Annotated in this window: 10 protein-coding genes; 8 read left to right on the top strand and 2 right to left on the bottom strand. The window is 69.7% G+C overall.

Annotated elements, in window-relative coordinates; genetic code table 11:
* The 5 genes from nrdI (at position 1) to V6R91_RS19290 (ending at position 7202) form a co-directional block, all read left to right on the top strand.
* A complete protein-coding gene (nrdI, locus tag V6R91_RS19310) occupies positions 1–444 on the top strand; it encodes a class Ib ribonucleoside-diphosphate reductase assembly flavoprotein NrdI (RefSeq protein ID WP_336396539.1) in 444 nt (147 codons plus the stop codon).
* On the top strand, positions 429–2582 hold the full coding sequence (nrdE, locus tag V6R91_RS19305) for a class 1b ribonucleoside-diphosphate reductase subunit alpha (RefSeq protein WP_336396538.1): 2154 nt from the start codon (positions 429–431) through the stop codon (positions 2580–2582). The genes nrdI and nrdE overlap by 16 nt, the downstream gene beginning before the upstream one ends.
* 32 nt (positions 2583–2614) lie before the next feature.
* A complete protein-coding gene (gene nrdF / locus V6R91_RS19300; RefSeq protein ID WP_336396537.1) occupies positions 2615–3589 on the top strand; it encodes a class 1b ribonucleoside-diphosphate reductase subunit beta in 975 nt (324 codons plus the stop codon).
* Between the two features lie 738 nt (positions 3590–4327).
* Entirely contained in the window at positions 4328–6388 is a 2061-nt protein-coding gene (locus V6R91_RS19295) for an elongation factor G (protein ID WP_336396536.1), read from the top strand.
* 151 nt (positions 6389–6539) lie between these two features.
* Positions 6540–7202, top strand: coding sequence for a hypothetical protein (locus V6R91_RS19290; protein ID WP_336396535.1), 663 nt, complete (start codon positions 6540–6542; stop codon positions 7200–7202).
* 3 nt (positions 7203–7205) lie between these two features.
* Here the strand turns inward: V6R91_RS19290 and V6R91_RS19285 are convergent, their stop codons facing one another.
* Entirely contained in the window at positions 7206–8315 is a 1110-nt protein-coding gene (locus V6R91_RS19285) for a class I SAM-dependent methyltransferase (RefSeq protein WP_336396534.1), read from the bottom strand.
* 92 nt (positions 8316–8407) lie between these two features.
* Here V6R91_RS19285 and V6R91_RS19280 point away from each other — a divergent pair, with 92 nt between their 5' ends.
* From V6R91_RS19280 to V6R91_RS19270, 3 genes are all read left to right on the top strand, one after another.
* Positions 8408–8845 carry a MarR family winged helix-turn-helix transcriptional regulator gene (locus tag V6R91_RS19280; protein ID WP_336396533.1) on the top strand — a complete coding sequence of 146 codons (438 nt, stop codon included), beginning with the start codon at positions 8408–8410 and terminating at the stop codon, positions 8843–8845.
* 24 nt (positions 8846–8869) lie between these two features.
* Positions 8870–9334, top strand: coding sequence for a DUF3817 domain-containing protein (locus tag V6R91_RS19275; protein ID WP_336396532.1), 465 nt, complete (start codon positions 8870–8872; stop codon positions 9332–9334).
* Positions 9335–9441: 107 nt separating this feature from the next.
* On the top strand, positions 9442–12000 hold the full coding sequence (locus tag V6R91_RS19270; RefSeq protein WP_336396531.1) for an ATP-dependent Clp protease ATP-binding subunit: 2559 nt from the start codon (positions 9442–9444) through the stop codon (positions 11998–12000).
* A gap of 98 nt (positions 12001–12098) precedes the next feature.
* On the opposite strand, the gene V6R91_RS19265 is transcribed toward V6R91_RS19270, so the two are convergent.
* Positions 12099–12818, bottom strand: a complete 720-nt coding sequence (locus tag V6R91_RS19265; protein WP_336396530.1) for a DUF72 domain-containing protein — start codon at positions 12816–12818, stop codon at positions 12099–12101.
* Between the last annotated feature and the right edge of the window lies 1 nt (position 12819).

Genomic DNA, 12819 nt, shown 5'->3' with positions numbered 1-12819 from the left:
ATGTCCGTCGTGACGCAGCGCGTCGCGACAGACGCGCCGCTGCTGGTCTACTTCTCCAGCGTGTCGGGCAACACCGCACGCTTCATCGAGAAGCTCGGCGCCCGGGCGGTCCGGATCCCTCTGCACACGACGGATCCGTCGCTCGTGGTCGACGAGCCGTACGTCCTCGTGACTCCCACCTATGGCGGAGGCCAGGGTAGGGGAGTCGAGAAGGGCGCCGTTCCGAAGCAGGTCATCCGGTTCCTCAACGACGAGCGCAACCGGCGCCTCATCCGCGGAGTGATCTCCGCGGGGAACGCCAACTTCGGCGAGCACTTCTGTCTCGCCGGCGAAATCATCAGCCGCAAGTGCCACGTGCCGCACTTGTATCGGCTCGAGGTATTCGGCACGCCTGAAGATGTGGAACGCGTGAACGCGGGATTGGAACGATGGTGGAAACTCTGACGCAGAGCGACTTCAAGACTCAGGCACGGTTCGAGGGCATGGACTATCACGCCCTCAACGCGATGCTCAACCTGTACGACGCCGACGGGAAGATCCAGTTCGACGCCGACAAGCGCGCCGCACGGGAGTACTTCCTGCAGCACGTGAACCAGAACACGGTGTTCTTCCACTCCCTCAAGGAGCGCCTGGACTACCTGGTCGAGAAGGAGTACTACGAGCCGACGGTGCTCGAGAAGTACCCGTTCGAGTTCATCCAGCAGCTGAACGACTTCGCGTACGGCAAGAAGTTCCGCTTCGAGACGTTCCTCGGCGCCTTCAAGTACTACACGAGCTACACGCTGAAGACCTTCGACGGCAAGCGGTACCTCGAGCGCTTCGAGGACCGCGTCGTCATGACGGCGCTGGCGCTGGCCGACGGCGACCAGAAGCTGGCCACCGACCTGGTCGAAGAGATCATCTCCGGCCGGTTCCAGCCCGCCACCCCGACGTTCCTCAACGCCGGCAAGGCGCAGCGCGGCGAGCTCGTCTCGTGCTTCCTGCTGCGCATCGAAGACAACATGGAGTCGATCGCGCGCGGCATCAACTCCGCCCTCCAGCTGAGCAAGCGGGGCGGCGGCGTCGCCCTGCTGCTGTCGAACATCCGCGAGTCGGGTGCTCCGATCAAGCAGATCGAGAACCAGTCCTCGGGCATCATCCCGGTGATGAAGCTGCTCGAAGACAGCTTCAGCTACGCCAATCAGCTGGGCGCCCGTCAGGGTGCCGGCGCGGTGTACCTCAACGCCCACCACCCCGACATCATGCGCTTCCTCGACACCAAGCGCGAGAACGCCGACGAGAAGATCCGCATCAAGACGCTGTCGCTCGGCGTCGTGGTGCCGGACATCACCTTCGAGCTGGCCAAGAACGACGAGGACATGTACCTCTTCTCGCCGTACGACGTCGAGCGCGTCTACGGCCAGCCCTTCGGTGACGTCTCGGTCACCGAGAAGTACCGCGAGATGGTCGACGACCCGCGCATCAAGAAGACGAAGATCAACGCCCGCGAGTTCTTCCAGACGCTGGCCGAGATCCAGTTCGAGTCGGGCTACCCGTACATCATGTTCGAGGACACGGTGAACAAGGCCAACCCGATCAAGGGCCGGATCAACATGTCCAACCTGTGCTCCGAGATCCTCCAGGTCAACACGCCGACGACCTACAACGAGGACCTCTCGTACGCGCAGATCGGCAAGGACATCTCCTGCAACCTGGGCTCCCTCAACATCGCCCTCGCGATGGACGGCGGCAACCTGGCCAAGACGGTGGAGACCAGCATCCGCGCCCTCACCGCCGTCAGCGACCAGAGTCACATCCGCTCCGTCCGCTCGATCGAGGACGGCAACGACCGTTCGCACGCGATCGGCCTCGGGCAGATGAACCTCCACGGCTACCTGGCGCGCGAGCACGTGCACTACGGCTCGGAAGAGGGCGTCGACTTCACGAACATCTACTTCTACTCGGTGCTCTTCCACGCGCTGCGCGCGTCGAACAGGATCGCCATCGAGCGTGGCGAGGTGTTCGACGGCTTCTGGGACTCCAAGTACGCGACCGGCGAGTTCTTCGACAAGTACATCGACCAGGCATGGGTCCCGGCGACCGACAAGGTGAAGGACATGTTCGCCGGTCACCACATCCCGACGCAGGACGACTGGCGCGAGCTGAAGGCGTCGATCCAGCAGCACGGCATCTACAACCAGAACCTGCAGGCGGTGCCGCCCACCGGCTCGATCTCGTACATCAACAACTCCACCTCGTCGATCCACCCGATCGCGGCCAAGATCGAGATCCGCAAGGAGGGCAAGCTCGGCCGCGTCTACTACCCGGCCGCGTTCATGACGAACGACAACCTGGAGTACTACCAGGACGCCTACGAGATCGGCTACGAGAAGGTCATCGACACGTACGCCGCCGCCACCCAGCACGTGGACCAGGGGCTGTCGCTGACGCTGTTCTTCAAGGACACCGCCACGACGCGCGACATCAACAAGGCCCAGATCTACGCCTGGCGCAAGGGCATCAAGACGATCTACTACATCCGTCTGCGGCAGATGGCGCTCGAGGGCACGGACATGTCCGAGTGCGTCTCGTGCACGTTGTGATCCGACCTGAGACTTTCGGAGAAGAAGGAAAGATGAGCGAGAAGCTCCAGCTCCTGGATCACGTCCAGGCCATCAACTGGAACCGCATCCAGGACGACAAGGACCTCGAGGTGTGGAACCGCCTCGTCAACAACTTCTGGCTGCCCGAGAAGGTGCCGCTGTCCAACGACATCCAGTCGTGGAACACGCTCACCCCCGAGGAGCAGACCCTCACCATGCGGGTGTTCACCGGGCTCACCCTGCTCGACACGATCCAGGGCACCGTCGGCGCCGTTTCGCTGATCCCGGACGCCCTCACCCCGCACGAGGAGGCCGTCTACACGAACATCGCGTTCATGGAGTCGGTGCACGCCAAGTCGTACTCGTCGATCTTCTCGACCCTGTGCTCGACGAAGGAGATCGACGAGGCGTTCCGCTGGTCGGTGGAGAACGAGAACCTTCAGAAGAAGGCTCAGATCGTCATGGAGTACTACCGAGGCGACGAGCCCCTCAAGCGCAAGGTCGCCTCGACCCTGCTGGAGTCGTTCCTGTTCTACTCGGGCTTCTACCTGCCGATGCACTGGTCGAGCCGCGCCAAGCTCACCAACACCGCCGACCTCATCCGCCTCATCATCCGCGACGAGGCCGTGCACGGCTACTACATCGGCTACAAGTTCCAGCGCGGGCTCGAGAGGGTCGATGAGGCCACTCGCAACGACATCAAGGACTACACGTTCTCGCTGCTGTACGAGCTCTACGACAACGAGGTGCAGTACACGCAGGACCTCTACGACGGCGTCGGTCTCACCGAGGACGTCAAGAAGTTCCTGCACTACAACGCCAACAAGGCCCTCATGAACCTGGGCTACGAGGCGATGTTCCCCGCCACGGTCACGAACGTGAACCCGGCGATCCTGTCGGCTCTCTCGCCGAACGCCGACGAGAACCACGACTTCTTCTCGGGGTCGGGCTCGTCGTACGTCATCGGCAAGGCCGAGGCCACCGAAGACGAGGACTGGGACTTCTAGATCACCCCCGGGCCGCGGCGGGTGAATCGCCGTTTGGCCGGCCTCCGGACAGTCACGAGCGCCCCGGCGTTCCTCACCCTCGGGTGGGGGATGCCGGGGCGTTTCGCGTGCAGCGCATTGTCCCCCGAATGGGGGACACGGTAGTGTTGCGGCCGGGCGGGGAGCGAGGTCCTGGGAATATGACCTCTCCTCGGCCGACTGGGGAATCTCTGGGGCTACGCCGCCGACCTTCCCCGTGCGCACCCCCCGGCGCATAGGAGGGTCCCTCGGACGCTGCAGATAGAGCCTGTAGCGTCCGAGGGACCTGGGCGTCCCCCGCAGCGTTGTCACACGCCCATTGGGGAGGGGCTCGGCACTGGGGATGCCTTCGTAACGCGGCCGAACATGTGCGGGGATCGACCCGGTGCCACCATACCGAGTGGACACGGCATTTTTCGCGATCCTCGCGCGAGGCGCGCCGTACAGGTGTTTCACAGGATCGCTCCGGTCCCGCCGACGAACTCCCCGAAGTCGCGTAATAGACACCCCGGTGCGGTGTCTCTTCAATGGGGGATGACGCCGGAGCCCCGGTCCGGTGCCCCGGCCGCGAGTCCCGAGCTTGCGGCTACCGGGGGTGCCGACATTCTCGCGTCGGCCCCCCGGTCATATCTCCCCTCGACCGATCGCCATCTGGCGCCGTCGCGGCTTCCCCGACACGATGGACCTAGTCGTGAGTCCGCACCGTCGCGGGAGGTCTTCGTGGATGCCGCGTCCCCTGTCACACATCGCACCGTCGCGCTCATCGGGGCCAGCGGCGCCGGCAAGACGACACTCGCCGAGGCCCTGCTGCACCGCGCCGGTGCGATCCCGAGAATGGGGAGCGTCGAGCAGGGCACCACCGTGTGCGACTTCGAGGCCGAGGAGACCGCGCGAGGCGTGTCGCTGGGACTGTCGCTGGCGTACCTGGTGTGGGCGGCCGAGGGCGGCAGCACCGCGCTGACGCTGGCCGACACGCCGGGGCATCCTGATTTCATCGGCGCGGTCGACGCCGCGCTGTCCGTCGCCGACGTCGCCGTCGTCGCCGTCAGCGCCGTGGACGGCGTGACGGCGGGCACGAAGGCGGCGTGGGCGGCCGCCGAGGGGGCCGGTGTCCCGCGCATCGTCGTCGTGACGCAGGAGGACCGGGCGCGCGCCGACTTCCGCCGCGTGCTGGGAGAGCTGCGGAGCACGTTCGGCTCGCGGCTCGTGCCGCTGGAGCTTCCCGTGGGCGAGGAGCAGGGCTTCCATGCCATCGCCGACGTGCTCGGCGAGCACCTGCTGGTGTACGACGAGGGGGGTCGTCATCAGGAGGAGCCCATCCCCGCTGACATCGCCGACGAGGAGCACCGGCTCCACCAGGATGCGACCGAGGAGATCGTGTCGCACGACGACGCCCAGCTGGAGGCGTACCTCGACGGCGACGAGCCGTCCGCCCGCGAGCTCGGCCGCACCCTCGCGAAGGAGGTCGCCGCGAACGAGGCCGTCCCCGTGCTGCTGTGCTCCGCCGGCTCGGAGGCCGGCGTCGACCGCGTGCTGGATCTGCTCTGCGAGCTCGCTCCCGCGCCGGGGACGAGAGACGGGTCGATCCGCATCGGCGTCGACGACGACGGCGAGGGCGGTACCGAGCAGGCGGTCGCGATCGACGCGGCCGGCGAGCCGCTGGTGCATGTCTTCCGCACGCTGGCCGATCCGTTCGTCGGACAGGTCGCGATGCTCAAGGTGCTCTCCGGGGTGCTCCGGCCGGGGGACCGGCTGCACAACGCGACGACCGGTGCGGACGAGCGGATGCCGGCCCTGTTCCGGCTGCGCGGCGCCGAGCACCTCCCTGCCGACGCTCTCCGCGCCGGCGACGTGGGCGCGGTGGCCAAGCTCGCCGGCACGCCGTCGGGCTCGCTGCTGTGGAGCAGGCCGCGCACCGGTGCGCGGCCGAGGCGCCTGCCGGAGCGGCATCCGGTGTACGCGGTGAGCCTGGAGCCGGTCTCGCAGTCCGACGACGCGAAGCTGACGACCGCGCTCGCGCGGCTCGTATCGGACGACCCGACGCTCGTGGTCGATCGTGCAGGCGGGGCGACGGTCCTCCGGGGCCTCGGCGACACGCACGTCGCGGTGGCCGTCGAGCGACTGGCCCGCGTGCTGGGCGTGCACGTCGAGACCTCGCCGGCGCCGGTCGCCTACCGGGAGACGATCGCGGGCACGGCCAGCGCTGAGGGCAAGCTGAAGAAGCAGTCGGGCGGTCACGGGCAGTTCGCCATCGTGCAGTTGCGCGTCTCGCCGCTGGCGCCCGGCGGCGGGTTCGAGTTCCAGGACTCCGTCGTGGGCGGTGCCGTACCCCGCTCGTACATCCCCGCCGTCGAGAGGGGTGCCCGTGACGCGCTGGCGACGGGAGGGCCGCAGGGGCATCCAGTGGTCGACGTGCGCGTGGAGCTCTACGACGGCAAAGCGCACTCGGTCGACTCGTCCGAGATGGCGTTCCGCACGGCGGCATCGCTGGGGGTGAAGGCGGCACTGGCGCAGGCGGGCACCGTGCTGCTGGAGCCGGTCTCGAGGGTGACCGTCACCGTCCCGGCGACACTGCAGGGCCCGGTTCTCACCGACCTCGCCGGCCGCAGGGCTCGCGTCGGTTCCACCGAGCGCAGCGACGACGGCCGCGCCCGCATCAGGGCGACGGTCCCAGACTCCGAACTGCGCCGGTACGTGCTCGACCTGCGCTCGCTCACCGCCGGCCAAGGTGAGCTCGAGATCGTGCCGGAGCGTTACGAGCCGGCCAACGGGGTGCGCTGACGGGGCGCCCGCTCGGCGCCGGCACGCGCCCGGAGGCGAATTCGGCCGAACGCGTGACACGAGGCCGTCCGCGTTCCTACAGTGGTCACATCGACGCGGGCTGTGGGAGCCTGCGAACCGGTGTCGCACGCGGTGGAATGGGGAGTGGGCCGTGGAGATGGACTCGGGATCCAAGGGCGACGCGGCCACCGCCGCGCCGGTGACGCGCGGAACGCTGATCTGGTTCGGCCTCGCGTTCGTGCTGCTGTCCTTCTTCGCCGCCTTCCTCGGGTCGTGGCTGGCGAGGAGCGTCGACACGGCGGACCCCGCCCCGTCGCCTTCCGCCACCATCGCGACGCCCGAGTACGACGAGGTGCTCGCCGACGTGCTGCCGGCGGGCTCCGCCGTGCGGGCGGGTTCGGGACCGCCGGAGTCGGGCAAGGGGTATGAAGGCGATGTGTACATCGACATCCTGACCGCGGACCTGTATCTGTTCCAGGAGGACTGGTCCTTCGTGGCGAACCTGCGGGACGCGGCGGCTGAGAACCTCAGCGGCGAGCAGGGCCCGGAGGGCGCCCAGGGCCCCGCCGGCCCGCAGGGCGAGCAGGGCGAGGAAGGCGAGCAGGGGGAGCAGGGGGAGCAGGGGGAGCAGGGGGAGCAGGGTGCGCCCGGCACCCAGGTCCTGCTCGGCACGTCGGAACCGGACGCGGACGCCTGCGCGACGGACGGAGACGTCTTCATCGACACCGTGACGGTGCAGTTCTACCAGTGCGCGGCCGGCGAGTGGGTGCTGTTCGGCCCGACGCCCGCGCCCGAGCCGTCGCCGGACGAGTAGACCTCAGCGTCGCGTCGACGCGGTGACCGTGAACTTGGCGTTCCGGCCGATCTGCGTCGTCGGGCCCACGATGCGCTCGAGTGCGGAGCGGTACCGCAGGCCGGAGTTCCACACCGCCCACAGCCGCCCGCTCGGCTGGAGCACGCGGGCGGCCTCGGCGAACATGAGCGGGGCGATGCCCTCGTGCACCGCTGAGCCGGAATGGAAGGGCGGGTTGAGGGCGATGAAGGCAGCGCTGCGGTCGGCCCGCGAACGCAGCATGTCGTCGCGGACCACCTCGACGCGGTCCGCGACGGAGTTCGCGGCCGCCGTGGCCAGGGCGGATGCCACGGCGGCGGCGGACTGGTCCGTCGCGAGCACGCGCAGCCCTGGATTGCGCAGGGCGAGCGCGGTGGCCATCACGCCGGTGCCGCAGGCGAAGTCGATGGCCGGCGACGCGCGATCGTCTACGAGGGGGAGATGCTCCAGGAGGAACCGGGTGCCGATGTCGATCGAGGGGCCGGCGAACGCGCCGCCGAACGCGCACACGACGAGGCCGTCGTGCACCTGCATCCGGGGCTCTGGGTCTGCGCCGCCGCGGGGCTCACGAGCGACGAGCACCCGCGACTTCTGACGGGCGTGGCTGACGTCCAGCCGTGCGAATCGCTCGCGCAGGACGTCGTTCATCGCGAGCGACATGTGCTTCACCCGCCCACCCGCGTAGACCTCCACGTCGCGGGCCGCGTGCGCCGCGAGCAGCCCGGCGATGTCGCGCAGGGCGTCGAGGGAGCGCGGCAGGCGCAGCAGCACGACCCGCGCGTCGCGCACCAGCTCCGGGTCCAGCGGCAGCGACGAGAAGGCGTCACCCAGGCCGCAGTGCGCGGCGTTGGCGGCCAGTGCCCGCTCGCCGGTGAGCGGGTCCTGGTGGACGCGGACGCCGCGCGCCCCCTCGGCCGCTGCGCCCAGCGTGAGGGCGCCGTAGCCGTCGCCGATGACGACGAGCTCGCCGGCGTCGGCTCTGCGACGGGCGGCGGCCGATTCGTCGAGGAGCAGCCGGTCCGCAGCATCCGCCGCCAGGAGATCGGGAGCCTCGACGTCGGGCCACCGCCGCAGACCGTCGATCGAGAACGTCACCGTCCCACGGTAGCGGTCGCCGCGTGGGATGGATCGGCCGCCCGGCCGCGGATGAGCGGCGCTCGGACGCGCCGGGGGCTAGCATTTAGCCCGTGTCCGAGCGTCCGTTCAGCCCCGTCATCGCGCTGCTGACGGTGGCGAGCGTGTGGGACCAGCACCTCGGCGCCCAGCTGCGCGACCTCGGGCTCACCACCAGGAAGTACGGGCTGCTCGCGCACATCGACGTGACCCCGGGCATCTCCTTCAGCGAGCTCGCCCGCCGCTCTCAGATCACGGTGCAGTCCGCGCACACCGCCGTGCAGACCCTCGTGGACGCCGGACTCGTCGCCGACGCCACCGCGCATGCCGGAGCGGCGTCCGATCTTCGCGTCACCGACCGTGGCGGCGCGGTGCTTCGGGCAGCCGAGGAGCGACTGGCCAGTCTCGACGCCGCCCTCGCGGAGGGCGCGCCGGAACTCGCCACCGCGCTCGAGGGACTCCATGAGGAGCCCTACGGGTTGGACCGCCCCACACGGCTTCAGGGAACCTGAAGGAGTTTCAGCTACGCTGAAGGTGTGTTTCGCAACCCGCATTCGCTGTTCCGCTTCCTCGCCATCGCGGAAGCCGTCTCCTGGACCCTCCTCATCGCCGGACTCATCGCCCGTGCCGCCACGGGGTGGGCGCCGGGCGTCACCATCGGCGGCGGCATCCACGGCTTCATCTTCCTGTCGTACGCGGCGACGGTCGTCCTCGTCGCGCTGAACAACCGGTGGCGGGTCGCCCCGACCGCCGTCGCACTCGTCAGTGCCGTGATCCCCTATGCGACGATCCCGACCGAGCTGTGGCTGCAGCGCACCGGACGGCTGGCTGGGGCGTGGCGGCTGGAGGCGACCGATGACCCGCGGGACGCGAGCTGGTTCGACCGGCTGATGCGCTGGTTCCTGCGGCGGCCGTGGGTTCTCGGTGCGCTCATCGCGCTCGCGGTGATCGCGCTCTTCGTGGTGCTGCTGATCCTCGGCCCGCCCAGCGGGCGCGACTGAGCCGTCACCGCCGGGAATAGCCCGCGCCCGAGCTCGCGTTGAAGTTGACATCGCAGGTATCAAGTTCAAGACTTGATACTCGTCCACTCAAGTTCAGGAGAGACGGAATGCCCGAAGACTTCACCCCACAGGCCGGCGGCGAGGAGAGCTCGTTCGACGAGTTCCTGGCACGCTACCTCGCGGGGGAGCGTGCGCGCGCAGAGCGCTCCATCGATCTCAGCCGGTACCTCGGCGCCCGCACGCAGGAGCTCCTCCAGCGCGCCGGCAGGTACGCGCTCGAGCGCGGACAGCACGAGCTGGACGCCCTCCACGTGCTGCGCGTCCTCGTCTCCGAGCCCCCGGCCCGGGACGCGGTCCGTCGCATCGGCGCCGACGTCGCGGCGATCGTGCGCGCCGCGGAGGACCGCCTCCCCGCGGCGTCGGCGGCTGCCGACGTCGACGGGGCCGTCGTCACCTCGTCGGTGCAGCGCGCCCTGTTCCACGCCTTCCAGGTGGCGCGCTCATCCGGCTCGACGTACGTCGACCCCGAGCACCTCTTCTTCGCGCTGGTGCTGGCGCAGGACACCCCTGCCGGTCAGGTGCTGGCACGGGCCGGCGTGACCGCCGAGGCGCTCACGCAGGGCGCCCGCGAGACGGTGTCGCCGTCCGCGGCACCCGACGGCGATGACGAGACGGATGCCGCGGCATCCGGCACCCCCATGCTCGCCGCGTACGGCACCGACCTGACGGCTCGCGCCGCGGCCGGCGAACTCGACCCGGTGATCGGGCGGGCCGACGAGATCGAGCAGACGATCGAGATCCTGAGCCGCCGCACCAAGAACAACCCCGTGCTCGTCGGCGAGGCCGGCGTGGGCAAGACCGCCATCGTGGAGGGACTCGCCCAGGCCATCGTCGACGGCGCGGTGCCGGAGCAGCTGCTCGGCCGGCGCGTGGTCTCGCTCGACCTGCCCGCGATGCTCGCGGGCACGCGCTACCGCGGCGACTTCGAGGAGCGCCTCACCAAGACGATGGACGAGATCGCCGCCCGCAAGGGCGAGCTGATCGTCTTCATCGACGAGGTGCACACCGTCGTCGGTGCGGGCGGCGCCGGTGACGGCGGCATGGACGCGGGGAACATCCTCAAGCCACGGCTCGCGCGCGGCGACCTCCACCTCGTCGGTGCGACCACGCTCAAGGAGTACCGCCTCGTCGAGAAGGACCCGGCGCTGGAGCGCCGGTTCCAGCCGGTGAAGGTGGGCGAGCCCTCGATCGAGGACGCCGTGCTCATCCTGCGGGGCCTCAAGTCCGCGTACGAGGAGCACCACGGCATCGTGTACACCGACGAGGCGCTGCGGGCCGCCGTCGAGCTCAGCGACCGCTATCTCACCGAGCGCGTCCTGCCCGACAAGGCGATCGACCTCATCGACCAGGCCGGTGCGCGGCTGCGGCTGCGCCTGGGCGCCCAGGTCGACGTGAGCGGTCTGATCGAGCGGCTGGCGACCCTCGAGGCGGACAAGAACGCCGCCGTCTCGGCCGAGCACTATGAGGAGGCGTCGCGCATCCGCGACGAGATCGGCGACGTGCAGGGGCGGATCGAGCGGGCGACCGCTGCCGGCGCCGCGACCCGCGCGGACGCGATCGTCGACGAGCCGGAGATCGCCGCGGTGATCAGCCGTGCGACCGGCATTCCGGTGAACCGCCTCACCGAGACCGAGCGGGAGCGTCTCGCGGCGCTCGAGGACGAGCTGCACGGCCGTGTGATCGGCCAGGACGACGCGGTGACCGCCGTCGCCAAGGCGGTGCGACGCAACCGCACGGGCATGGGCGACGCCCGGCGCCCGGTCGGGTCGTTCCTCTTCCTCGGCCCGACGGGCGTCGGCAAGACGGAGCTCGCCAAGGCGCTCGCGGCGAGTCTCTTCGACGACGAGGGCGCCGTCATCCGCTTCGACATGAGCGAGTTCGGCGAGCGGCACACGGTGTCGCGGCTGGTCGGCGCTCCTCCCGGATACGTCGGCTACGACGAGGCCGGCCAGCTCACCGAGCGCGTGCGGCGCAACCCGTACTCGATCGTGCTGTTCGACGAGATCGAGAAGGCGCACCCCGACGTGTTCAACCTGCTCCTGCAGGTGCTCGACGACGGGCGCCTCACCGACGGGCAGGGCCGCACGATCGACTTCCGCAACACCGTGATCGTCATGACGTCCAACCTCGGCTCGGAGTTCCTCGCCTCGCGCGGCGGCGCCATCGGATTCCTCCCCGACGGGGGCGGTCCTACCGGCTTCGGATCGGAGAAGGATCTGCGCGATCGCGTGTTCGGCAAGCTCCGCGAGGCGATGCGACCCGAGTTCCTCAACCGCATCGACGAGATCGTGCTGTTCCGCAAGCTCGAGAAGCCGCAGCTCGAGCGCATCGTCCGCCTGCTGCTGGGGGCATCCGAGTCGCGTCTGGCCAGGCGCGAGGTCGACCTCATCGTCACCGACGGCGCCGTGGCGTGGCTGGCCGAGCACGGCTACGAGCCCGAGTACGGCGCGCGCCCGCTGCGCCGGCTCATCCAGCGCGAGGTCGACGACCGCATCGCGGACCTGTTCGTGACGGGTGCGCTGGCCGACGGCGGCACCGTCACCGTGGATGCCGCAGCGGACGGACTGTCCGTCGCAGCCGGTTCGGCGTTCGCGGCGGCCGCATAGCGGACCCTCAGGCCGAGAGGCGCCGTGCCGTCGGGCACGGCGCCTCTCGTCGTCCGGCCGGCGAGGAGCCCGTCCCCGCGCCGGGAAGCGCCGGCGGCTCACGCCGACAGGAGCCTCCGCAGCGTGCGCGCGTTGTGCACCGCGTGGCCCTCGCCGTCGTTGTTGAAGTACGCGTGCACCTCGTGACCCGAGCCTTCCCACTCGCGGATGCGCTCGGCCCACCACGCGAGGTCGGCATCCGAGTACGAGCCGCGGTACAGGTGCCTGTGGTCCGGGCCGTGAAGGCGCACGTAGACCAGGTGCGCGGTCGCCCGCAGGACGCACGGCAGCCGCGCCCCGCTCATGACGCAGTAGGCGGCGCCGTGGCGTTCCAGCATCCCGAAGACGTTCTCGTCGACCCACGACGGGTGGCGGAATTCGATCGCGGGCCGGATCCACGCCGGGAGAGTCGAGAGGAAGTGGTCCAGCCGCGCGTCGTCGCGCTCCATCGCGGGATGGAGCTGGACCAGCAGCGGGCCCCGTCGCCCGTCCAGTTCGTGCATGCCCCGCGTGACCCGATCGATCCACACCTCGGGCTCCAGCAGCCGCCGGGCATGGGTCAGCCCCCGCGGCGCCTTGACCGCCATCTCGAACCCCTCGGGAAGCCGGTCGCGCCACGCGGCGAAGCGCGCGTCGGCGGGCCAGCGGTAGAAGCTGCCGTTGAGCTCCACGACGTCGAACTCGGCGGCGTACTGGTCCAGCCACCCCCGCTGATCCCCGTGGTAGAGCACACCTCGCCAGTGCGGGTAGACCCAGCCCGACGTCCCGATCCGTGCCATG

Source organism: Microbacterium sp. CCNWLW41, assembly GCF_037083505.1.
This window is presented reverse-complemented; position numbering and strand designations above follow the sequence as displayed.